Below are 23789 nucleotides of genomic sequence, written 5' to 3' on the forward strand. Positions count from 1 at the left end.
GCTCAGTCGAAGGTAATGCCCTGGGCCAGCGGCAGTTCGTGGGAGTAGTTCACGGTGTTGGTCTGACGGCGCATATAGGCCTTCCAGGCATCCGAGCCGGACTCACGACCACCACCGGTTTCCTTCTCGCCACCGAAGGCGCCGCCGATTTCCGCGCCGCTCGGGCCGATGTTGACGTTGGCGATGCCGCAGTCGCTGCCGACCGCCGACTGGAACAGCTCGGCTTCACGCACATCGGTGGTGAACACGCAGGACGACAGGCCCTGGGGCACGGCATTGTTGAGGGCGATGGCGTCTTCGAAGTCGCGGTAGCCGACCACGTAGAGGATCGGGGCGAAGGTCTCGTGGCAGACGACGGCACTCTGGCCGGGCATTTCGACGATGGCCGGGGACACGTAGTAGGCGTTCGGGAATTGCCGTTCGAGCTGGCGTTCACCGCCGAAGACCTTGCCGCCTTCGGCGCGGGCCTGCTCCAGCGCGCGCTGCATGCCCTCGAAGCTTTGCTTGTCGATCAGCGGACCGATCAGGTTGCCCTCCAGAGGGTGGCCGATGCGCACCTTGGAATAGGCGGCCTTCAGGCGCTCGACAATCTCGGCCTTCACCGATTCATGGGCGATCAGGCGACGCAGCGTGGTGCAGCGCTGGCCGGCGGTGCCGACGGCGCTGAAAAGGATGGCGCGTACCGCCAGGTCGAGATCGGCGCTGGGAGCGAGGATCATCGCGTTGTTGCCGCCCAGCTCCAGCACGCTGCGGGCGAAGCGCGCCGCCACGCGGGGTGCGACTTCACGGCCCATGCGGGTGCTGCCGGTGGCGCTGACCAGTGCCACGCGCGGGTCATCCACCAGGGCCTCGCCGGCTTCGCGAGCACCGATCACCACCTGGCTGAGGTTGGCCGGGGCCTCGCTGAAATTCTTCGCCACGCGCTCGAACAGCGCCTGGCAGGCCAGCGCGGTGAGCGGGGTCTTCTCCGAGGGTTTCCACACCACCGGGTTGCCACATACCAGCGCCAGCGCGGTGTTCCACGACCACACGGCGACCGGGAAGTTGAAGGCGCTGATGACGCCGACCACACCGAGCGGGTGCCAGGTTTCACGCATGTGGTGGCCGGGGCGCTCGGAGGCGATGGTCAGACCGTAGAGCTGCCGCGACAGGCCGACGGCGAAGTCGCAGATATCGATCATTTCCTGCACTTCACCCAGGCCTTCCTGGGTGATCTTGCCGGCTTCCCAAGACACCAGTTCGCCCAGCTCGGCCTTGTACTGGCGCAGCACTTCGCCGTACTGGCGGATCAGCTCGCCACGACGCGGCGCCGGCACCTTGCGCCAGGCCTGGAAGGCTTCGGCAGCGCGGGCGATCTTCGCTTCGACTTCGTCGCGGCCTTCCAGGCGTACGCTGCCGATGCGGCTGCCGTCGATGGGCGAATGAACGGCGTGATCGCCTTGCTGGTAGAGGGATGAATCGACACCGAGGCGGTCAAGCAGTGCGGCAACCATGGGAACTCCTGTCTCAACGAACTTATAGCGCCCTCTGTAGGAGCGAGCTTGCTCGCGAAGCGTTCGCCAGCAAGCTGACTCCTACAGGTTGGGAGCCAGATGGGAATGGCACCAGTAATAGCCGCGAAAAGGGCTTGCCAACAAACGACCTTTCCGACACATATCATTCCGTTTATTCATGTTCCGGCCCGCCCCGAGAATCCGCGATGCTCAAACGCCACATGCCCTCGATCACCGCCCTGCAATGCTTCGAAGCGGTGGCGCGGCACCTCAGTTTCACCCGCGCCTCCGAAGAGCTGAACCTGACCCAGAGTGCAGTGAGCAAGCAGGTGGCGCAGCTGGAGGAACTGCTCCAGCACCTGCTGTTCCGCCGCGTACGCCGACGCCTGCAACTGACCCCGGCGGGCTCGCTGTACCTGACCGAGGTACGCAAGATCCTCGCCCAGGTGGAGATGTCCACCCACTACATGCTGTCCTACGGCGGCGATACCGAAGTGCTACGCGTGGCCACTCCGCCGACCTTTGGCGCGCGCTGGCTGATCCCTCGGCTCAAGGGCTGGCGCTTGCGCCACCCGAACGTGCATCTGGACCTGCGCAATGAGCTTGAGCCCAACGCCCTGGTCCAGGGCCGCTGCGACGTAGCCTTCTACTTCGGCCATGGCGCCCTGCCCGGTGCCGAGTGCATTCGCCTGTTCAGCGAGGAGGTGGTGCCGGTCTGCGCACCCGGGGCGATGCCGGACGAACCTTTCACTGAGCCGACCCAGCTCACCGACCTGGTGTTGCTGCAAAACGCCACCCGCCCGGAAGCCTGGCACGAGTGGTTCCAGAGCCAGGACCGGCACACCGAGCACAGCTACCACGGGCCGCGCTTCGACACGTCCTACATGTGCATCCGCGCCGCCCAGGCCGGCTGCGGCGTGGCCCTGCTGCCGCGATTTCTGGTGGAGGAGGAGCTGGCCGAAGGCAAGCTGGTGATCCCCTGGGATCACCCCATGCCCAGCCGCAACGCCTACTACCTGGCCTACTCCGAACACGCCGCGGAAGTGCCGAAGGTGAAGGACTTCGTGCGCTGGATGCTGGAGCAGTTGGACCAGGAATGACGAGCGTTGCCCTGACCGGACAAATGCGGACTTCTCTTCCGTAGGGGCGAATTCATTCGCCAAGCAGGCCGCAGGCTTGCCCCAACTCGGATTCCCCTGGGGCCGCTTCGCGCCCCTTGGCGAATGAATTCGCCCCTACAAGTGATGCGATCCATCCCGTTCTGGGCTTCAGGAAAAAACGGAATGAACCCACCGGTTTTTTTCGTTTGCCCCGCCGCCGTTGGGCTGCTTGGATAGGCTCACCTTTACTTCATCCCGGAATCGCTCCATGTCCGCCAACCAACGCCTGTTTGCCCTGGTCGCCAGCGTGATCGGCGAACCCGCCGCCCGCTGGGTCGAATCCCATGTGGAAGTTCCCGCCGGCCTGTCCGCTTTACCCTTCAGCGAGACCGCCGTGCATCGCGCCTGGCTGGCCGAAGCGCTGAATCTCTGCCTGTTCCACAAGCTGGTGGAGGCGGTGCCGATTGGTCGCACCTATGTGGAGGAGCAGCAGGCGAAGGGGCGTCAGGTGGTGTTCGATCACGGCGCCATTCGCACCGTCGACTGGCCGGACAACGGCGCCCTGCCCCGTGGCCGCCAGGCCTTCGCCCGGTTGCTGGAGCCCCTGGGGTTCGCCGATGTGCGCACCTACCCACTCACCCGGCTGAAGATGACCGGATATGCCTACCGGCAGATGGACCTTCCCGAGGACATCGCCCAGTTCTTCGTTTCCGAACTCCATCCGGGCCGCTTCGGCGAGAGCTTCCAGTTGGCGGTGAGCCGCGTGGTGGGTGACAGCCGCGACCCGCTGGACGCCAGTCACAAGACCATCCTCGACACCCTCTGGCGCCAGCGCCAATGCAGCGAAGTCGAGGCTCGGCACCTGTTGCCGGCGCTCTATCGCGCTTTCGACCGCCAGCACGGCGTGGCGCATGAAAACGACTACCAGATCCTGCGCGAAGAAAGCGTGGAGATGGCCTGGATCGCCACAGAAGGCAACATGTTCAACCACCTCACCGACCGCGTCGCCAATCTGCAGTCGGTCGTGGATGAGCAAAATGCCAAGGGCCGGCCGATGAAGGCCAGCATCGAGGTCTCGGCGTCCGGCCGGGTGATGCAGACCGCCTACCGCGCCGTGCAGGTACAGCGCGATTTCATCGACAACAGCGGACGTGCCGTGCAGCGCGAAGTGCCGGGGTCGTTCGTGGAGTTCATCCAGCGGGAGATCGATCCGGAAGAAGCCCGGCTGGACCTGAATTTCGACAGCGGCAATGCCCAGGGCATCTTCAAGATGACCGCCGGGAAGAGCGCTTAGGAACAGTTGTAGGGGCGAATTCATTCGCCAAGCAGGCCGAAGGTCTGCCCCTGGGTCTTTCGGGGGCAGCTTCGCTGCCCTTGGCGAATGAATTCGCCCCTACAGAGATGCATGCCCATACGGCCCAGGCAATAAAAAAGGCCGCTACACGGAGCGGCCTTTTTGCATTCACCTGAAGGTCAGTCGACCAGGGCCAGGGTGCCCTTCATCATCGACACGTGCCCCGGGAACGAGCAGAAGAACTCGTAGCCCTCACCGGCAGCCAGCTTGGACACGTCGAAGGTCACGCTGGCGCTCTCGCCACCGCCGATCATCTTGGTGTGGGCGATGATGCGGGGGTCTTCGGCCTTGATGTAGTCCTTGTCGAGGCCTGCGGTCATGCCTTCGGTGGCAATGGCCTGGGCATCGGCGGTCTTGCTCAGCACCCAGTTGTGGCCCATCACGTTCTTGGCCAACTTGCCGGAGTGCTTCAGGTTCACGGTGAAGGTTTTGCAACTTTTGCTGACCTTGATCTCTTTGGTATCGAAAGTCATCTGGTCAGTGCCTTGCACATCCACGGTACATTCAGCAGCCAGCAGAGGTGCACTGGCCAGGGCCAGCACGGATGCAACGACGAGCTTGCGAATCATGGGAGTCTCCTTGGCAGAAAGGGCAGAAATGCCCCAAGAAGGGAGACTGCACCATTTATCCACGAGTTCCCATATCGTGCGGCAACAGGCCGCAACCCGTCTGAAACAAGGAATTTCAAGACTCATGTTGTCCTTCTTCATTGCCGCGATGCTTCTCGGATTCGTGTTCAACGCGGCCCCCGGCGCGGTTTTCAGCGAAACCCTGCGGCGCGGCCTGCGCGACGGCTACAAGCCGGCCCTTATGGTGCAGATCGGTTCGCTCGTGGGCGATGCCACCTGGGCCGCGCTGGGCCTTACCGGCCTTGCCCTGCTGCTGGACAGCGCCACAGTGCGTTACCCCCTGACCATCGCCAGTGCCCTGTATCTGGGCTGGCTCGGCCTGCAGTCATTGCGGGATGCCCAACGTCCGCCGCAACCGTCGACCGAAGAGCAAGGGGCCAGCGGCGGTGCCTTCGCCTCTGGCGCCGCCCTGTCACTGACCAACCCGCAGAACATCGTCTACTGGGCAGCCATGGGCGGGGCCATGGCCGCAGTGGGCGTGGCCGAGCCGACACCGACCCACCTGGCGGTGTTCTTCGGCGGCTTCATGCTGTCGTCGCTGCTCTGGTGCTTCATCTGCGCCGGCCTGGTGGACTGGTTCCGCCGCGCCGCCTCCACCCTCTGGCACCGCCTCACCTACCTGGCCTGCGGCCTGTGCCTGCTGGGCCTGTCAGGGATGACGGCGGCGGAATTGCTGAAGCTGGCTTGATCTGTCGCATGGCGCCATTCGTCCAGAAGGCGATGCGCCATGAGATTCCTGCAAAGCCTGCTCGCCGCCCATGCCGCGGGGCTTACGGCGGCCGCGCCGGCTGATTCCAGCGCCGACCGTTCGGAAGCTGACCGCTCGAACAGCTTGGAGCTCAGGCACTAAATCGGTACCCTTGCGCGCTTTTTTCGCCCGAGGAGTCCCCCATGTCCTTGCGTTCCATCTGCGTGTTCTGCGGTGCCAGCCCAGGCGCCAAGCCGATCTACCGTGAAACAGCCGCCCTGCTGGGCCACACCCTGGCCGAGCGCGGTATCACGTTGGTCTACGGCGGAGGCGCAGTTGGCCTGATGGGCACCGTGGCTGATGCGGCCCTGGCTGCCGGTGGCGAAGTCATCGGGGTGATTCCGCAGAGCCTGATGGACGCCGAGATCGGCCACAAGGGTCTGACCCGCCTGGAAGTGGTGGACGGCATGCACGCACGCAAGGCCCGCATGGCCGAGCTGTCCGACGCCTTCATCGCCCTGCCCGGTGGCCTGGGTACCTTGGAAGAGCTGTTCGAGATCTGGACCTGGGGCCAACTGGGCTACCACAGCAAGCCGCTGGGCCTGCTGGAAGTGAACAGCTTCTACGACAAGCTCACCGACTTCCTCGACCATCTGGTGGAAGAGCGCTTCGTTCGCGACCAGCACCGCGGCATGCTGCAGGTCGGCGGCCACCCGGAAATCCTGCTCGACCGCCTGGAAGCCTGGCGCCCGAGCAGCGCGCCCAAATGGGTCGACCGCAAGCCCCACTGACCCTGCACCCGTCCCGGCCTTACACTGTCCGGGCGAACCCACGGCCAGGAGCGGCCCATGGCAGGCGAAGAGCGGATCAAGGTCTATTTCAACAGCGCATGCCCGGTGTGCAAGGCTGGCATCGAAGGCCAGAAAGGCAAGACCACCGCCTGCCAGGTGGAATGGGCCGATGTCCATCAGGACAACAGCGCGGTGGACGAAATCGGCGAGAACCTGGAATACGTCCGCGAGCGCCTTCACCTGGTGGACGAACAAGGCATCAAGCGCATGGGCGTGGATGCCTTCATCGTGCTCTGGCGCCACTCACCTGGGGAACGCTGGAAAGCCCGACTCTTTTCCCTGCCGCTGATCCACGGCCTTGCGCAGCTCGGCTACAAGCTATTCGCCCGCCTGCTCTACCGCTGGAACAAAGCCAAGCATCACTGGTGACATGGATGACCCCTGCTGTCGAAACCCTGAATACCCTTTCCCCTGCCGACCGCCAGCGACTGATCGAAATCTGGGAAGGCGCCGTGCGCGCCACCCATGACTTCCTCACTGAGGACGACATCCAGTTCTTCAAACCCCTGGTGCGCGATGCCTACCTAGACTCGGTGCAATTGGCCTGCCTGCGTGATGCGGCCGGCAGCATCACCGGGTTCGTCGGGACCGATGGGGAAAAGGTGGAAATGCTTTTTGTCGACCCTGCTCTTCGCGGCCAGGGCATTGGTCGCACGCTGATGGAGCATGCGATGGCCCACGGTGCGCGATCGGTCGATGTGAACGAACAGAATCCGCAGGCGGTGGGTTTCTACCTGCGCCTGGGATTCGTGCAGTACGACCGTTCGCCAGTGGATGGTTCGGGCAAGCCGTTCCCGATCCTGCATCTGCGCAAGGACTGATCGGGCTTCCCTCTCCCCAACCCAGACCTGCACCCCAGTGTCGTAGGGTGGATGTCGCTCTTTACATCCACCTGTTGGGCCAAGCCTTGCTCCGACGGTGGATCGGTGAAGCGTGATCCACCCTACTCAACTAAGCGCTCTTCCTGTGGGGGCGAATTCATTCGCGAAAAGGTTCAGCACCGAGCTCGCTGCCTCGCACAGCCCCTCACCCCAACCCTCTCCCAAAGGGAGAGGGGGCAGTTCGTGCGGGAGATTGGCCAGGTGCTTCACCTGTAGGGGCGAATTCATTCGCCAAGCAGGCCGAAGGCCTGCCCGAGATCACCCCTGCGGCTGTTGCACGATAATGGTCTGCGCCGGCATGGGCGCCGGGAAGTCCGTACCCAGGGCTTCTTTGATGGTGCGGTTGGTATCGAAATACACCTGCCAGTAGTTGTCGTTGTGGCAATAAGGTCGTACCGCCAGCACCGGTCCCACCAGGTTGAACTCAAGGATTTCCACATCCACCGGCGGCTCGGTGAGCACATTGGGGATGGCGGCGATGCGCGCCTTGAGAACAGCCGCGGCTGCGTGCCAGTCGGCGGCGCCGGAGAGCTGGGCCTTGAGTTCCACACGGCGGAAGTCGTTGTGGCTGAAGTTCTGGATGGTGTCGCTGAAGATCTTGTTGTTGCCCACCAGGGTCATCACGTTGTCCGGCGTGTTGATCGTGGTGGCGAACAGACCGATCTCCTTCACCGTGCCGGTCACGCCGCCAGCGCTGATCATGTCGCCCACCTTGAACGGCCGCAGGACGATGATGAATCCGCCGGCCGCCAGGTTGGCCAGCAGCCCCGACCAGGCCATGCCGATGGCCAGGCCGACCGCCGCGATCAATGCCGCGAGGCTGGTGGTCTGGATGCCGAAGAAGCCGAGGATGCCCACCACCAGGAGGACGTTCAGGGTGACGGTGATGAACGACCCGACATAGCGCAGCACGGTCGGGTCCACTTTCTGTCGCTCCAGGGAGCGCTGGACCAGGCCAACCGCAAAACCGATGAGCCAGCGCCCCACCACCCAGAAGGCGATGGCCGCGAGAATCTTGACGCCGAAGGTTGTGGCGTACTGCATGACCGTGGTCATAAACGCGCTGACCTTCTCAGTACCCACATTAACGATGGTTGTTTCATCCATGGCAAAGCACCTTGCAGGAGAGAAGTGGCCCCGAAAAAGCTAGCACGGCGCCGGCAAAGTGCTCGGCAGGCAGATCCCCGTAGGTTGGGTAGAGGTACGAAACCCAACAATTCGGTGCTTGATATGGGTACGACGTTGGGCCTCGCTACGCTCGGACCAACCTACAAGAGCGGCAAGAGGGTCAGACGGCGAGTTCCCAGAGCGGCATGACGGTTACGCGGACTTCCGGGTCGTGGCTGCCGCCACCGAGAATGACCCCGCGCAGGGGCGAGACATCGGAGAAATCGCGGCCCCAGGCCAGGGTGATGTGTTCCAGGTTGGGCAGGATGTTGTTGGTGGGGTCGAAGTCCACCCAGCCATTGCGCGGGCAGTAGACCGATACCCAGGCGTGCGAGGCGTCGGCGCCGATCAGGCGTGGCTGGCCGGGTGGCGGCTGGGTGAGCAGGTAGCCGCTGACGTAGCGCGCCGCCAGCCCACGGGAGCGCAGGCAGGCCAGCATCAGGTGCGCGAAGTCCTGGCAGACGCCACGCCGCCGCTCCAGCACCTCGGTCAGCGGCGTCGCCACCTGGGTGGCTTCGGCATCGAAAGCGAACTCGCTGAAGATCTTCTCCATCAGCGCCGCCGTGCCCTGTAGCAGGGGCCGGCCGGCCGGGAAACAGCCCGTAGCGAATTCGCCGAACTGGCGCTTGATGCGCACATAGGGCGATTCCACGCGATAGCGACAGGCGTCCAGTTCAATGGGCGACAGGGCGCGGCCGGTGAAGCCGAGCGTAGCCGGCACCTGTTCCCAGGCCGGTGAGGCGGCGAGGTCCAGCGGCGCATGGGGCAGAACTTCGATCTGCAGGCGGGCGTTGACCTGCAGCTCATCATGGGGGCGTTCGAAGGCCAGGCGCGTCAGCGGGTTGCCGAAGACGTCAGTGAGATCCTGGCGCAACGTCGGTTCGGGATTGATCAGCAACTGCTGCCCACCGCACAGCTGCCAGGAGCAGTCTCGCGGCCAGAGATGCACCAGTTGCTGGGAGAGCGACACCGGCGCCGAATAGCGGTAGTGGGTGTCGTGGAACACCTGGTAGCGGGCGCTCTGCACAGGGGCGATGGATTGGGCTTGCGCGTGCATCAGGTCGATACCGTTTGCTGGCTGACGTCGTCGACGTGGGCAAAATAGCGCAATCCGAGACGATCGGAGACCTGTCCGACGTTCTGTGCGATATCCCGCAGCAGTCCGGCCAGTCCGGCCAGCACCTCGGCCAGGCTGTCGCTGCCGAACAGTGGGTCTTCCAGGGTGGCCAGGTCGAAGGCGAGCAGGCGCCCGATCAACCCGCTCAGCACCAGCTCCTGGGGCGCGCCGAACTCCTGATGCAGGCGCCCGAGGGAACGCTCCAGGGCTTGCAGCTGGAAGCGCAGGGCGTGGGGGTTCTGGTCATGCAGCAGGAGCAGGTCGAGTACCGGGATCAACTGCGGCGAGGCCAGGTAGCGCGAACGGTAGGTGATGGTGCTGTTGCCCAGCTCCAGCAACCACTCCAAGGCGCCCTGGTCCCAGGAATCGCCCCCTTCGAGGAAGCCGGCAATGGCGTCGGCATAGAACTGCACCCGCTCGATGCGACGACCGATCATCAGGAAGCGCCAGCCATCGTCGCGGGTCATGTCGTCCAGGGCGAAGCCGGACAGAGCCGCCAGGGACATCAGCAGGCGATTGAGGAATTCCATCGCCTCGCCGAGATCGGTACGTTGCGGGTCCAGGGCCTGTGCCTCGCGATGCAGCTCCAGCACCGCGTGCCAGTTCTCCCGCGACAGCCGGCCGCGCACCTGGGCCGCCGCCCAGTGCAGGCGACGCAGGTTCGCGCTGACGCTGCTCGGCCATTCGTCGTCCAGCAGGGCCGCCAACAGGCGCTGCTCCAGGGGTTCCTTGCCGACGGGCACGAGGCCGATGGCACCGGCCAGTTGCAGCGCCGAGCGTAACGCCTGCTCGTCACCGTCGGCGTCCACATAGCGCGACAGCACCACCCGCAGCAGCCGCGCACCATCGTCGCAGCGCTCGCCGTAGCGACCGAACCAATAGAGGTTTTCCACAACCCGGGAGGGCAGATAGGGGTCCTGGCGGATCAGGTCGCGCGCGCCGATGGTGCGGGGCCGCAGCGGCTCGCCCACCACCGGCAGGTCGGCCAGCACCCAGGTGTCCTTGCTGGCGCCGCCGCGCTGCATGGATACCACCTCGGCATCGGCCTCCGAGGCCACCCGCGTCAGGCCGCCCGGCATCACCCAGTAGCTGCCGTCTGCCCCTGCCACAGCGAACACGCGCATGCCGATGGCCCGCGAATGCAACTCGCCGCCTGCTTCGTCGCCGAGCCACACCGGCGCCTGGGAAAGCTGCGCCAGGCGCTGGGCGACATAGGCGTGAGGATGGGCCTGCAGACGCTTGCGCAGCGTCAGCAGCGCACCGTCTTCAAGCGCATGGCCGAACAGCGGTTCGAAGCTCTGGCTGGGGAAGGCCGGTTTGATCACCAGCCCGGCCAGGCCGTCCGGAGCCTTGCTCAGCACCTGCCCCTGGCCGCACCACCAGGTGCCGACGGTGGGCAGCAGCAGGTCCTCGCCGAGCAGCCGCTGGCTGACTTTCGGCAGGAAGCCCAGCAGCCCTGGCGATTCCAGCACGCCACTGCCCAGGGCATTAGCCACCAGGACCCGTCCCTGGCGTACCGCATCCAGCAGGCCGGGTACGCCCAGCGCCGAGTCGGTGCGCAGCTCCAGTGGATCGCAGTAGTCGTCGTCGAGGCGGCGCAGTACGGCATGGACGCGCTTCAGGCCACCCAGGGTCTTGAGGTAGAGGGTGGCGTCGCGCACCGTCAGGTCGTGGCCTTCCACCAGCGGAAAACCGAGCTGGCGAGCCAGGTACAGATGCTCGAAATAGGTTTCGTTGAAACGCCCGGGGGTGAGCAGCACCACCAGCGGCGTCTCGCCATCGCTGGGCGCCTGGCGGATCAGGGTTTCCTGCAGGGTGCGGAAGTAGCCGGCGAGGTACTGCACCCGCAGGTCGCGATAGAGCTCCGGCAGTGCGCGGGACACGATCTGCCGGTTCTCCAGGGCGTAGCCGGCACCGGACGGCGCCTGGGTGCGATCGGCCAGCACATGCCAGCGCCCATCGGCATCACGGGCGAGATCCACCGCGTAGCTGTGCAGGAAGATGCCACCGGGTGGCTGCACGCCCTGGCAAGGCCAGAGGAAGTTGGGATGGCCGTAGACCAGTTCGCTGGGCAACAAGCCTTCGGCCAGCAGCTGCTGCTCGCCATAGAGGTCGGCCAATACCGCATTGAGCACACGCGCCCGCTGGGCCACGCCTGCGGCGATGGGCTGCCATTCCTCGGCCGAGAGCAGGTTGGGCAGCAAATCCAACTCCCAGGGGCGGTCGGTGCCCTTGGGATCGGCGTAGACGTTGTAGGTGACGCCGTTCTCCTGGATCTGCCGCGCCAGCAGATCCTGGCGCTGCCGAATCTGCGCCGGGCTGCTGCGCTCGAGCTGCTGGAACAAACGCTGCCAGTGGGGACGCACCTGGCCCTCGTCATCCAGCAATTCGTGGTAGGCCGTGGCGGTCAGCGGATAGTTGGCTAGCAGCTCGGACATCGGGGGGCTCGGCAGTTGGGCGGCAGGGAAACTTTAGCGGACAGCGCGATGCCCGGCCGCTGTATCGTCGGCCGGGCGCACTTGCCCAAGCTAGCGGCGACGCAAATCCAGGGTCATGGGCAGTTCGTCGTCGACCACCGGCTTGCCGACCAGCAGCTTGCCCGGCGTATGCCCGTGACGGAAGAAGCGCGCCAGGCGGCGGCTTTCGGCCTCGTAGGCGTTTACCGGGAAACTGTCGTAGCTGCGCCCGCCGGGATGGGCGACATGGTACTGACAGCCGCCCAGGGAGCGCTGCATCCAGGTATCCACCAGGTCGAACACCAGGGGCACCTGCACGCCGATGGTGGGCTGCAGGCAAGCAGCCGGTTGCCACGCGCGGTAGCGCACGCCGGCGATGAACTCGCCGCCCCGGCCCGTGGACTGCAGTGGCACGGGTTCGCCATTGCAGGTCAGCACGTAGCGATCCGGGGCCATGCCGTTGACCTTGACCTGCACCCGCTCCAGTGACGAGTCCACATAACGCACGGTGCTGCCAGCGGAACCTTCCTCTCCCAGCACATGCCAGGGCTCCAGGGCCTGGCGCAGCTCAAGGTCGATCCCTTTGACCTGGTAGTCGCCGTATTTGGGGAAGCGGAATTCGAAGTGCGGGGCGAACCATTCGCTGCGCAGCGGATAGCCGGCAGCGTTGAACTCGTGGACCACGTCGTCGAAATCCTGCTGGACGAAGTGCGGCAGCAGGAAGCGGTCATGCAGCTCGGTGCCCCAGCGCACCAGCTTCGGCGGCTGGTAGGGCTCGTTCCAGAAGCGCGCGACCATGCCGCGCAGCAGCAGCTGCTGGGCCAGGCTCATGCGCGCATGGGGCGGCATTTCGAAGGCACGCAGTTCCAGCAGGCCGAGGCGCCCACTGCTGCTGTCCGGCGAGTAGAGCTTGTCGATACAGAACTCGGCGCGGTGCGTATTGCCGGAGACATCCACCAGCAAGTTGCGCAGCAGCCGATCCACCAGCCAGGGCGGACAGTCGGCGCCCGGCTGGGGCATCTGTGCAAAGGCGATCTCCAACTCGTAGAGGGCGTCGTTGCGCGCCTCGTCCACGCGCGGCGCCTGCGAGGTCGGGCCGATAAACAGGCCGGAGAACAGGTAGGACAGCGATGGGTGGTTGTGCCAGTAGCTGATCAGGCTGCGCAGCAGGTCCGGACGGCGCAGGAAGGGCGAATCCGCCGGGGTGGCGCCCCCCAGCACGAAGTGGTTGCCGCCACCGGTGCCGACGTGGCGACCGTCGACCATGAACTTCTCGCTGGACAACCGGCTCTGCCGCGCCGCCTCGTAGAGGAATTCGGTGCGTTCTACCAGTTCGTCCCAGTTGGCCGAAGGGTGAATGTTCACTTCGATCACGCCCGGATCGGGGGTGACGCGGAAATTGGTCAGGCGCGGGTCACTGGGCGGCTCGTAGCCTTCCAGCAGCACCGGACAGTCCAGCTCACCGGCCGTGGCCTCGATAGCGGCCACCAGTTCCAGGTAGGACTCCAGCTCGGAAAGCGGCGGCATGAACAGGTAGAGCCGGCCTTCGCGGGGTTCGGCGCAGAGGGCGGTGCGGATGATGCCGGCGGCGGACTGGTGCACGCGCGGTTCACGGGCATCGCCATGGGCCGCGGGACCTCCATCGCGCAATTGCTGGCGGATCAGCGCGGCGCGGCGCAGCGGCGGGAACTGCTGGCTGGGGTCGGCCGGGTTGACGTAGGGATAGTCCGCATCGTTGACCCAGGGCTGTGAATCCAGCGGCAGGCGATAGCCCATGGCGGAATCGCCGGGCAGCAGCCGGCAATGTTCGTCGCGCAGGAACCAGTGGCCACTTTCCCAGGCATCTCCGGCGGCGCTGCGCGCCAGCGGCAGCACCTGCCCCACGACTTCACCCAGTCCACGGTCGAATACCCGGCGTAGGCGCTCACGCTCCATCGGGTCGGCCAGGCGGGCATCTTCCGGAGTCACGTTGACGGGCAGCTTCCGCTCGCGCCAGAGGTAGTAGTACCAGTCCTCGAACGCCGGGAACTGATGGTCGCCCGTCACACCCAGCCGATCGGCCAGCCGACTGAGGAAGCGAGCCGCCAGAGGGGCGTCGGCGCCATAGGTGCGACTTTCGTTGGCGTAGAGGGCCGGGTCCTGCCAGATGGGCTCGCCGTCCTTGCGCCAGTAGCAGATCAACGACCAGCGCGGCAGTTGCTCACCGGGGTACCACTTGCCCTGGCCGAAGTGCATCAGGCCGCTGGGCGCATAGTGGCTGCGCAGACGATGGAACAGGTCGGCGGCCAGACGGCGTTTGTTGGCGCCCAGCGCAGCGGTGTTCCACTCCGGATCATCGGGGTAGTCGATAGCGATGAAGGTGGGCTCGCCGCCCATGGTCAGGCGCACGTCGCCGGCGAGGAGATCGGCGTCAATGCGCGAGCCGAGCTCGCGGATCGCCTGCCACTGTTCATCGCTGTAGGGCTTGGTCACCCGGGGGGCTTCCCAGACCCGTTCGATGCGCATGTCGTGGGAGAACTCGCACTCGCACTCTTCCACTCCGCCGCTGATGGGCGCCGCCGAGGTCGGTTCCGGGCTGCAGGCCAGCGGAATGTGGCCTTCACCGGCGAACAGGCCCGAGGTGGGGTCCAGACCGACCCAGCCGGCACCTGGCAGGTAAACCTCACACCAGGCGTGCAGGTCGGTGAAGTCGACCTCCGTGCCGCTTGGGCCGTCGAGGGATTTCTGGTCAGCGGTGAGCTGGATCAGGTAGCCGGAGACGAAGCGTGCGGCCAGGCCTAGGTGGCGCAGCAGCTGCACTAGCAGCCAGGCCGAGTCGCGGCACGAACCGCAAGCCTTCTCCAGGCTTTCCTCCGGCGTCTGCACGCCCGGCTCCATGCGGATCAGGTAGCGGATGTCCCGCGACAGCTGCTGGTTGAGCGCCACCAGGAAGTCGACGCTTCTCTTGGGAGTCAGGTCGATGCGCGACAGGTAATCCGCGAATAGCGGGCCGGCGGGAAGGCGGCTGAGGTACGGCGCCAGCTCACGTTGGTCATCGCTCGTGTAGCTGAAGGGAAACTGCTCGGCATAAGGCTCGAGGAAGAAGTCGAACGGATTGAACACCGCCATTTCGGCGACCAGGTCCACTTCCACCTTCAGTTCACGCGTTTTCTCCGGGAACACCAAGCGCGCCAGGTAGTTGCCCTGGGGGTCCTGCTGCCAGTTGATGAAGTGTTTGCCCGGCGAAACCTTCAGCGAATAGCCGAGGATGCGCGAGCGGCTGTGGGGCGCCGGCCGCAAGCGGATGACTTGCGGGCCGAGATTGACCTCACGATCGTAGCGATAGTGGGTGACGTGATGCAGTGCGACATGAATCGACACGGCGTGCCTCCTGCGAGCCTGGGCGATAGCGGGAGTTGCGCAAGACTTGTGCCAGCCCCCGAACCACCAATTTAGGCCCTTCCAAGCACCGGAAAAGAGCCACCTTCGCACCCAGATGGCCCGGCCGCACAAAAATGGTTCGCGGCGGACCAGCAGGTGAAATTGAAGCCTAGCGGTCGAAGATGAAGAAGAAGGGAATTCGCATCCGGCCGGTTAGGCCGATTGGGTATAACTGCCTATCAACGGCGATGACCTCTGTAGGGGCGAATTCATTCGCCAAAGGACGCGAAGCGGCCTCCTTCAACAAAGGCGGGCAGACCTTCGGCCTGCTTGGCGAATGAATTCGCCCCTACAAGTGCACTAGCACCCTCCGGGCAAACCGGCGATCCAGCGCGTCAGCAGCTCCACCCCTTCACGGTGTGCAGTGGAGCGCCCCAGCTCGGGCATCATCACGCTGGGGTCGGTGCTCTGGACGCGGTAGATCAGCACAGAGGCATCCGGCTGGCCGGGGTGGATGTCCACCAGGCGGTCGCCTGAGCCCTTGCCCGCAGCCACAGGCTGCTTGCACAGGCCGTAGGGAATGCCCAACGGCGTAGCAGGATCGAGGTAGAGGCCGGAGGTGCGCGCCGGTCCCTTGGGGTTATGGCAGTGGGCGCAGTTGATATCGAGGTAGCTGCGCGCCTGTTGCTCCAGGTCCTCCCCTTCACGGGGTGCGCTGGCCAGGGCATGGCGCGGAATGCCGCCCGCCGCTGGCAGCCCCTGGAGCAAACCCAGGCGCAGCCAGTGTTGCAGTTGGTTTTCCACAGCCTCCGGATAGGTCAGGTCGCGATTCAGATGACGTGCCTTCGGCCCCAGGGGGTGCAGCCCTTCTCCACGGCTCTCCTCATGACAACCGGCGCACTGGTTGGCGTCGGGCACCTGGTACTCCACCTGCAATGAGCCGCCCTGCTCGTCGTGCAGTTGCAGCGCTGCGCTGGCACCGGCCCATTCCAGAGTCGCGTCCCCCTGCGCCTCGTCCCACACGTACGGCAGTGCTACCCAACCCTGCTGCTGACGCAACAGCACACGGGTTTCCACCAATTGCACCTTGGCCAGAGCAAGCCCCTTGGCCGGATCGCGGTCATCCGTAGTGTTCTTCAACAACCGGCCCTGTTCGTCCTTCGGGTAATAGAAGGTCTTGGTCAGCACGGTGCCGACAGGAAAGTCGAAGCGCTCCTCGTCGTAGCGTGCGGCCTGCCCTGCCGGCATCCACAGGGTGCGCAGCTTGTGGGCGTAGTCGCTGAACAGCGGGGTATTCAGGTCATAAACCAGCGCTTCCGTCGCGGGCTGCAGGTAGCCACCGACCCGCTGCAGCATGCCCCAGCCACTGAGCTTTTCCGGGTAGTTCTCGCCCTCGGGCAGGTAGAGCGGCTCCTGCTGCTGGCCACAGCCGGACAGCAGCAGAAGCAGCAGACACAGCGCTGCCCTCATGCCCCCTGTCCCGCCGCTGCCAGGACGACTTCCGGCAGCGGTGGCAGCGTACAGCGGTGATTAGCCATATCGGTGCTGATGTTCTTGAAGTTGTTGGGGCCGTCGACGTTGACCAGGGTTGCCGCGCCGTTGTCGACGCAGATGCCCAACTCGGCCGGCAGCGTGCCGTCTACCACCTTCGCCGGGTTCACGTAGCCGTCCCAGAGAATGTCTGGCAGGCGGCCATTGAGGCCGAATTTGGCGACCCTGAGGGCTTTCAGTTCGAGGTGGTCAGGGCTGTCGCCGCCGGGCCCGAAACGATTGCCACGGATGGCGATGCGTTCCGGGTAGGGGTCGAAGTCGCTGGTGGTGGAGAGGTCGCTGTAGCCGGTGCTGAAGTAGCTGCTGACGATGACGTTGGCGGTGCGGTGATTGCCGATGTCGTTATCGAAGATTTCCACATCGTCGTTGGAGTTGATCACCACGCCGGAACCGGCGGGCACGCTGGCCACTGGCGTGCCCTTGTGGCCGAAGTTGTCGTGGTTGTTGCCCTCCACCTTGTTGCGGTAGATGCGTGTGCCGTGCCCCGGCTGCTGCAGGTTGGGCATGTTGAACACGAGGATGCCGCCGGTGTTGCCAGTGGCGACGTTGTCATAGACGTCGGCGCCGATGGTGTTCTCGATCTCGATGCCGGCGACGTTGCGTTCGGCGCGGCTATTGCGCACCACCACGTTGCGGGACTGGCCGACGTAGATGCCGGCATCCGACGCGCCGATGGCCACTGCGCCTTCGATCAAGGTGTTTTCGGTCTGCACCGGGTAGATACCGTAGGCGCCATTCTCAGTGGCCGGGCCATTGGTCCACTCGGTCCGTATATTGCGGATGATGATGTTCTTGCCCCCCACCACCTTGAGGGCATCGCCCTTGCTGTCCTCAAGGGCGAGGTCTTCGATGGTGAAATCCGAGGCGTCCACCAGCAGCCCTTCGGCGCCCGCCTTCTGGCCCTTGAAGCTGAGGATGGTCTTGTCCATGCCGGCACCCTTGAGGGTCACGCCGCTGACCTTGAGGCTGAGGCCGCGATCCAGTTGCCATTTGCCGGCGGGGATTTCGATGACGGAACCGGGCTTGGCCTTGATCAGGCGGGCCTGCAAGTCCTTCTGGAAGTCGGCGTGCGTGACGGGGGAATCGACCTGGTCGCCGCAGCCGGCGAGCAGGAGGGCAAGGGCCAGGAGAGTGAAGGGGCGCATGGGGCAGTACCAGGTGCTTTTTTAGATTTTAGCACTATAGTACCAATCGCTATCTTGTAGGAAGAAGCCGACAGACGACAGCGTAGGAGCGAGCCTTCGGCACGGTTGTTCGCGAGCAGAGCTCGCTCCTACAAGGGGCGCGGATACGAAAACGCCAGCCCGAAGGCTGGCGTTTTCATCAACGCGGCGCGACTGGCCGCTTGGCGGGCTTCTTCTTCCCACCTTTCTCCGATGCAGCGGCCTTGTTCTCGGCCTGCTTGCGGGCAAAGGCGGCGGCCTTGGCCTGCTCGCGCTTGTCCCAAGGATTGCTGCCGTCGCTGGCGCGGGGTGGCAGGCCGGTGTGCTGGGTAAGCACCTTGCCGACTTTCTTGCTGCCGGCCGGGGTGGAGTTCTTGCGGCGGGCGCTCTGGTACTCGCCAGTTTCCGGCTGGTAGGTCGGAATCAGGTGGTGCTTGCCGTTGCCAATCAGATCGGCGCGGCCCATGCGTTCCAGTGCGGCGCGCAGCATCGGCCAGCCCTTCGGATCGTGGTAGCGCAGGAAAGCCTTGTGCAGACGGCGCTGTTCCTCGCTCTTGACGATCGTCACCCCGTCGCTCTTGTAGGTGACCTTGCGCAGGGGGTTCTTGCCCGAGTGGTACATGGCGGTGGCGCTGGCCATGGGAGACGGGTAGAAGGCCTGCACCTGGTCCGCGCGGAAGCCGTTGCGCTTGAGCCAGAGGGCGAGGTTCATCATGTCCTCGTCCGTGGTGCCGGGGTGGGCAGCGATGAAGTACGGGATCAGGTACTGCTCCTTGCCCGCTTCCTTCGAGAACTTCTCGAACATCTGCTTGAAGCGGTCGTAGGAGCCGATCCCCGGCTTCATCATCTTGTCCAGCGGACCACGCTCGGTGTGCTCCGGAGCGATCTTCAGGTAACCGCCAACATGGTGGGTGACCAGTTCCTTGACGTATTCCGGCGACTCCACCGCGAGGTCATAGCGCAGGCCCGAGGCGATGAGGATCTTCTTCACCCCCGGCAGGGCGCGCGCCTTGCGATACAGCTCGATCAGAGAACTGTGGTCGGTGTTGAGGTTTTCGCAGATGCCCGGGAACACGCAGGACGGCTTGCGGCAGTGCTTCTCGATTTCCGGGTCCTTGCAGGCGATCCGGTACATGTTCGCGGTCGGCCCGCCGAGGTCCGAGACCACGCCAGTGAAGCCCGGAACCTTGTCGCGCATCTCTTCGATCTCACGAATGATCGAATCATGCGAGCGGTTCTGGATGATCCGGCCTTCGTGCTCGGTGATGGAGCAGAAGGTGCAGCCGCCGAAGCAGCCACGCATGATGTTCACCGAGAAGCGAATCATCTCGTAGGCCGGGATCTTTTCCTTGCCGTACGCGGGGTGCGGGACGCGGGCGTAGGGCATGCCGAAGACGTAGTCCATCTCTTCGGTGGTCATCGGGATCGGCGGCGCGTTGAACCACACGTCCACATCGCCATGGCGCTGAACCAGCGCGCGGGCGTTGCCGGGGTTGGTCTCCAGGTGCAGCACGCGGTTGGCGTGGGCATAGAGCACCGGGTCATTGCGCACCTTCTCGAAGGACGGCAGGCGGATCACGGTCTTGTCGCGGGTCAGGCGCGGGTTGGGCAGCAGCTGCACCACCTTGGCCTCTTCCGGATCGTCGACCGGGCCTTTTTCCTGCTCGATGGCGCAGGCGGCGGTGTCCTGGGTGTTGACGTAGGGGTTGATGATCTTGTCGACATGGCCCGGGCGGTCAATGCGGGTGGAGTCGATCTCGAACCAGTCCGCTGGGGTGTCGCGGCGAATGAAGGCAGTGCCACGCACATCGGTGATGCCGTCGATGGACTCGCCCCAGGACAGGCGCTGGGCGATCTCGACGACGGCACGCTCGGCATTGCCGTACAGCAGGATGTCGGCGGTGGCGTCCATGAGGATGGAGCGGCGCACCTTGTCCTGCCAGTAGTCGTAGTGGGCGATGCGGCGCAGGGAGGCCTCGATGCCGCCGAGAATCACCGGGACATGGCTGAAGGCTTCCTTGCAGCGCTGGCTGTACACCAGGCTGGCACGGTCGGGCCGCTTGCCGGCCAGGCCGCCGGGGGTATAGGCGTCGTCGGAACGGATCTTCTTGTCCGCGGTGTAGCGGTTGATCATGGAGTCCATGTTGCCCGCTGCCACACCGAAGAACAGGTTCGGCTCGCCGAGCTTCATGAAGTCGTCCTTCGAGCGCCAGTCCGGCTGGGCAATGATGCCCACGCGGAAACCCTGGGCTTCCAGCAGGCGGCCGATGATGGCCATGCCGAAGGACGGATGGTCGACGTAGGCGTCGCCGGTCACGATGATGATGTCGCAGGAATCCCAGCCGAGCTGATCCATCTCTTCCCGGCTCATCGGCAGGAAGGGTGCGGGACCGAAACACTCGGCCCAGTACTTCGGATAGTCGAACAGCGGCTTCGCAGCTTGCATATTTTTTGACCAGCGGGCTTTTTTACGGGGCGCGGAATATAGCACAAATTTTGAGCAAATCCGACGCTGACGCTGGGTTTCTTCAAGGCCCGAATGCAAGGCTGTAGGAAATCGCGTACAAAGTGATCACAGATTTTTCGGCTAGCTATACTCCTGCCGACCTACAAACCGCCAAGCCGCAGTAGTAAATAACTTACAAGGAGCGTGTGCGGTGCGACGTCCGATCCTTTCCCTCCTCTTGCTCCTCTGCTGGCTGGGCCTCGGCTTGCCAGTGCAGGCGGCCTTCGAACTGACGCCCCAGAGCAGCGGCGCGACGCTCAATGGTGCGATCGACCTGCTGGAAGACCCAGACGGCACGCTGGATATCCAGGACATGGCCAAGCCGGACGTGCAGCAGCGCTTCGTGCCGGCCAATGGTCGAGCCACCGTCGGCCAGAGCCGCAGCGTGTGGTGGGTGCGGGTGCAGCTCAGCCGCAGCAGCGACGCCCCCCAGCAATGGTGGCTGGAGAACTCCGGCATTACTGTGTACCGGGTCAGCCTGTTCCTACCGGACGGCCGCGGCGGCTGGAGCCAGCGCGAATCCAGCGAGGTCCTGCCCTTCGCCGAGACCCGCGACTACTCCTACCGCCGCATGCTGTTCAAGCTCCCGGAAATCGATGCCCAGCCCCTGACCCTGTACTTCCGCAGCTACGATCCAGCCGGCAACTCCTTCCCGCTCAAGATCTGGCAGGCGGATGACCTGAAGGAACTGAAGTCCACTGAAAACCTCGGCTTCGGACTGGTCTACGGGGTGATCCTGGCGCTGTTCCTCTACAACCTGTTCATCCTCGCGGCGCTGCGCGACAAGGCCTACCTCTGGTATGTGCTGGCCACGGCCTCCGCGCTGGTGTTCATCCTCAGCATGACCGGCCACGGGTTCCAGTACTTCTGGCCGGACCGCGCGGTGCCGATCTGGCTGGACCGCATCACCCTGCCCTCCCTGTGGGGCATCTTCGTGATGCGCTTCACCCAGGAGCTGCTCTATACGCGCCGGGGCCTGCGCTGGGCCGACCGGCTGTTCAATGTGGCCTGCGTGCTCTATGCCCTCGCCATCGTGATCAATGTCTTCGGTTATCGCGCCGAAGGCGCCCTGCTGATCGCCATCACGCCCATCGTGACCGTGCCCACGGCCCTGATCAGCGCCGTGGTCCGTTGGCGCCAGGGCTTCATTCCGGCGCGCTTCTACCTGGTCGGCTACGGCACCGTGCTGGTCAGCACCGCCATACTGGTGATGCGCGCCGCCGGCTTGATCCAGCCGATCAACTTCACCGCCTACATGTTCCCGGTTGCCGTCGCGACCGAGTCGATCCTGTTCTCCTTCGCCCTGGCCTATCGCATCCAGATGCTCAAGCAGGATCGTGCTGCTGCACTCGAACAGGCCGACCGCGAGAAGGCCGCGCGGCTGGCGCAGATGCAGGCCAGCGCCGATGAATTGCAGGCTGCGGTCACCACCCGCACCGCGGAACTGGCCGCCGCCAACCAGCGCCTCAGTGATCGTGAACGCGCCCTGGAACATGCCGCCTTCCACGATGCCCTGACCGACCTGCCGAACCGCCGCTACCTGATCGAGCGCACCGAGTCGGCACTGGCCAACGCCAAGCGCCACGAAGAGCAACTCGCACTGATGCTGATCGACCTGGACCACTTCAAACCGATCAATGACCGCTTCGGCCATGACGCTGGTGACGAGATGCTGCGCACCATCAGCCGGCGCCTGCGCGAGCATGTCCGTGGCGGAGACGCGGTAGCGCGCCTGGGCGGCGACGAGTTCGCCGTGCTGATCGGCGGGCCGGATGCCGAGGCCGAGGCCTGCAAACTGGCCCGGCGCCTCCTGGAGGAGCTGGCGGCGCCGATGTGCTACGGCGCGGAGAAACTGTCGGTGAGCATCAGCATCGGCATCGCGCTCTACCCGCGCCATGCCCGGCATTTCGCCGGGCTTTACCAGACAGCCGACCGGGCGCTTTACAAGGTCAAGGCCCGCGGCCGCTCAGGCATGGTGCTGTTCGGTGAGGATGGCGAGCTGTCTTCCGAGACCAGCCTGCAACTGGACGTACTGAAGACGCCCAGCGGATTGCTGTAGCGGAACCGCCTCGCGGCTTTTTCGCGATTTTAAATCCACGTTCGTAGAGCGTGGACTTGGGTAGCCCCCTGGAAGAGGGCGATTTAGTTCGGTCTCGAGCGTAGGGTGCGCTGTGCGCACCGACTTCAGGATCAGCTTCGACGCCACCTCAAACCGCCGGTGCGCACGGCGCACCCTACCGGATCGGCTTCACGGGGATTCGAATCACGGTGACGCATGACCACGTCTTCAAGGCGTGGTTTCCCAAATTCAAATGAATTCGCCCACAAAAAGGCGGGATCAGGCCAGGTAGCGGCGCGGTACGCGTGCGGTGACCTTGGTCAGCAGCTCGTAGCCGATGGTGCCGCAGGCCTGGGCCAGTTCGTCCACCGGCAGCTGCGCGCCCCAGAGCTCTACGGGGTCACCGACACGCGCCTCGGGCATCTCGCTGAGGTCTACCGCCAGCATGTCCATGGACACCCGGCCCACCAGCGGCACGCGACGGCCGTTGACCACCACCGGGGTGCCACTGGGAGCGTGACGCGGATAACCGTCGGCATAGCCGCAGCTGACCGTGCCGATGCGCGACGGCCGCGTGGCTTCCCAGGTCGCGCCATAACCCACGGTCTCCCCGATCTCGATCTCGCGCACCCCAATCAGCTGGGCGCTGAGGCTCATGGCGGGCTTCAGGCCCAATTCGGCCGCACTGAGATCAGCCAGCGGCGTGGCACCGTAGAGCATGATGCCGGGGCGCAGCCAATCCATATGGGATGCGGGCATGGTGAGAATGGCGGCGGAGTTGGCCAGGCTGCGCTGGTCGAAGTCGAGATCCAGCAGGTCGAGAAAGGCTTCCAGCTGGACCTCGTTGAGCGTATGGCCACGCAGGTCGGCACAGGCGAAATGGCTGATCAGGTTGAGTTCCGCCACCTGGGCCGCGGTGCGCAGGCGTGCATGCCAGTGACGCAGGGCGTCCGCGGTGAAGCCGAGGCGGTGCATGCCGGAATCCAGCTTGAGCCAGACATTCACAGGGCGGCCGATGGCAGCGGCCAGCAGTGCCTCAGCCTGCTCCGGCCCTTGCACCACCAAGTCCAGCCCGAGTTGGGCGGCGAGATGATACTCGGCCGGCTCGAAGCAGCCTTCCAGCAGCAGTACACGCGCCTCGTCGTCCAGCGCGCGCACTTCGGCGGCCTCTTCCAGGCAGGCAACGGCAAAGCCATCGGCCTCGCCACGCAGACTGGCGACCACTTCACGCACGCCGTGGCCATAGGCATTCGCCTTGACCACCGCAAAGGCCTGGCGCCCCGGCGCACAGCGCTTGGCGAGGGCATAGTTGTGGCGGATGGCGGAAAGGTCGACGGCAGCGATCAGCGGGCGCATTGAGACAGGCTCATGAACGAAAACGGGCGCCCATCATACCGCCTGGACGCCCGCATTC

17 protein-coding genes are annotated in these 23789 nt (G+C 64.9%); 7 read left to right on the plus strand and 10 right to left on the minus strand.

Annotated features, from left to right (window positions below):
• Nucleotides 1-2: 2 nt before the first annotated feature.
• Nucleotides 3-1493: an L-piperidine-6-carboxylate dehydrogenase gene (amaB, locus tag MnOB_RS08150; RefSeq protein ID WP_077523722.1), complete on the minus strand. Its 1491-nt coding sequence runs from the start codon at nucleotides 1491-1493 to the stop codon at nucleotides 3-5.
• A 206-nt stretch (nucleotides 1494-1699) separates the two neighbouring features.
• On the opposite strand from amaB, the gene MnOB_RS08155 reads away from it, so the two are divergent.
• Both MnOB_RS08155 and MnOB_RS08160 read left to right on the plus strand, forming a co-directional pair.
• Nucleotides 1700-2593 carry a LysR family transcriptional regulator gene (locus MnOB_RS08155; RefSeq protein ID WP_077523723.1) on the plus strand — a complete coding sequence of 298 codons (894 nt, stop codon included), beginning with the start codon at nucleotides 1700-1702 and terminating at the stop codon, nucleotides 2591-2593.
• Nucleotides 2594-2861: 268 nt separating this feature from the next.
• On the plus strand, nucleotides 2862-3887 hold the full coding sequence (locus MnOB_RS08160; RefSeq protein WP_077523724.1) for a DUF1338 domain-containing protein: 1026 nt from the start codon (nucleotides 2862-2864) through the stop codon (nucleotides 3885-3887).
• A 179-nt stretch (nucleotides 3888-4066) separates the two neighbouring features.
• On the opposite strand, the gene azu is transcribed toward MnOB_RS08160, so the two are convergent.
• Complete coding sequence (azu, locus tag MnOB_RS08165; RefSeq protein ID WP_077523725.1) at nucleotides 4067-4516, minus strand: azurin; 450 nt, start codon at nucleotides 4514-4516, stop codon at nucleotides 4067-4069.
• Nucleotides 4517-4640: 124 nt separating this feature from the next.
• On the opposite strand from azu, the gene MnOB_RS08170 reads away from it, so the two are divergent.
• From MnOB_RS08170 to MnOB_RS08185, 4 genes are all read left to right on the plus strand, one after another.
• Nucleotides 4641-5264, plus strand: a complete 624-nt coding sequence (locus tag MnOB_RS08170; RefSeq protein ID WP_077523726.1) for a LysE family transporter — start codon at nucleotides 4641-4643, stop codon at nucleotides 5262-5264.
• A gap of 203 nt (nucleotides 5265-5467) precedes the next feature.
• Entirely contained in the window at nucleotides 5468-6055 is a 588-nt protein-coding gene (locus MnOB_RS08175; RefSeq protein ID WP_077523727.1) for an LOG family protein, read from the plus strand.
• 57 nt (nucleotides 6056-6112) lie between these two features.
• Entirely contained in the window at nucleotides 6113-6484 is a 372-nt protein-coding gene (locus MnOB_RS08180; RefSeq protein ID WP_077523728.1) for a thiol-disulfide oxidoreductase DCC family protein, read from the plus strand.
• Nucleotides 6485-6489: 5 nt separating this feature from the next.
• Nucleotides 6490-6936, plus strand: coding sequence for a GNAT family N-acetyltransferase (locus MnOB_RS08185; RefSeq protein WP_077523729.1), 447 nt, complete (start codon nucleotides 6490-6492; stop codon nucleotides 6934-6936).
• Between the two features lie 318 nt (nucleotides 6937-7254).
• Here MnOB_RS08185 and MnOB_RS08190 read toward each other — a convergent pair whose 3' ends face one another.
• The 7 genes from MnOB_RS08190 to MnOB_RS08220 all read right to left on the minus strand — a co-directional run bounded on the left by MnOB_RS08190 (nucleotide 7255) and on the right by MnOB_RS08220 (nucleotide 20256).
• The gene (locus MnOB_RS08190; protein WP_077523730.1) at nucleotides 7255-8103 is read right to left on the minus strand and encodes a mechanosensitive ion channel family protein; all 849 of its coding nucleotides are present in this window, start codon (nucleotides 8101-8103) and stop codon (nucleotides 7255-7257) included.
• Nucleotides 8104-8284: 181 nt separating this feature from the next.
• On the minus strand, nucleotides 8285-9220 hold the full coding sequence (locus MnOB_RS08195) for a transglutaminase family protein (RefSeq protein WP_077523731.1): 936 nt from the start codon (nucleotides 9218-9220) through the stop codon (nucleotides 8285-8287).
• Nucleotides 9220-11718 (minus strand): circularly permuted type 2 ATP-grasp protein, encoded by a 2499-nt coding sequence (locus MnOB_RS08200; RefSeq protein ID WP_077523732.1) that lies wholly within the window; start codon nucleotides 11716-11718, stop codon nucleotides 9220-9222. Before MnOB_RS08200 ends, MnOB_RS08195 begins: the two co-directional genes overlap by 1 nt.
• Before the next feature lie 90 nt (nucleotides 11719-11808).
• The gene (locus MnOB_RS08205) at nucleotides 11809-15096 is read right to left on the minus strand and encodes a transglutaminase family protein (protein ID WP_077523733.1); all 3288 of its coding nucleotides are present in this window, start codon (nucleotides 15094-15096) and stop codon (nucleotides 11809-11811) included.
• Between the two features lie 360 nt (nucleotides 15097-15456).
• Nucleotides 15457-16566 (minus strand): SO2930 family diheme c-type cytochrome, encoded by a 1110-nt coding sequence (locus tag MnOB_RS08210; RefSeq protein WP_077523734.1) that lies wholly within the window; start codon nucleotides 16564-16566, stop codon nucleotides 15457-15459.
• Nucleotides 16563-17792, minus strand: coding sequence for a parallel beta-helix domain-containing protein (locus MnOB_RS08215; RefSeq protein WP_077523735.1), 1230 nt, complete (start codon nucleotides 17790-17792; stop codon nucleotides 16563-16565). Before MnOB_RS08215 ends, MnOB_RS08210 begins: the two co-directional genes overlap by 4 nt.
• Before the next feature lie 178 nt (nucleotides 17793-17970).
• Nucleotides 17971-20256, minus strand: coding sequence for a YgiQ family radical SAM protein (locus MnOB_RS08220; RefSeq protein ID WP_077523736.1), 2286 nt, complete (start codon nucleotides 20254-20256; stop codon nucleotides 17971-17973).
• Nucleotides 20257-20467: 211 nt separating this feature from the next.
• On the opposite strand from MnOB_RS08220, the gene MnOB_RS08225 reads away from it, so the two are divergent.
• Nucleotides 20468-22375, plus strand: a complete 1908-nt coding sequence (locus tag MnOB_RS08225; RefSeq protein WP_077523737.1) for a diguanylate cyclase — start codon at nucleotides 20468-20470, stop codon at nucleotides 22373-22375.
• A gap of 279 nt (nucleotides 22376-22654) precedes the next feature.
• Here the strand turns inward: MnOB_RS08225 and alr are convergent, their stop codons facing one another.
• On the minus strand, nucleotides 22655-23731 hold the full coding sequence (alr, locus tag MnOB_RS08230; protein ID WP_077523738.1) for an alanine racemase: 1077 nt from the start codon (nucleotides 23729-23731) through the stop codon (nucleotides 22655-22657).
• Between the last annotated feature and the right edge of the window lie 58 nt (nucleotides 23732-23789).

It is taken from the genome of Metapseudomonas resinovorans, assembly GCF_002003485.1.
GTDB lineage: Bacteria > Pseudomonadota > Gammaproteobacteria > Pseudomonadales > Pseudomonadaceae > Metapseudomonas > Metapseudomonas resinovorans_D.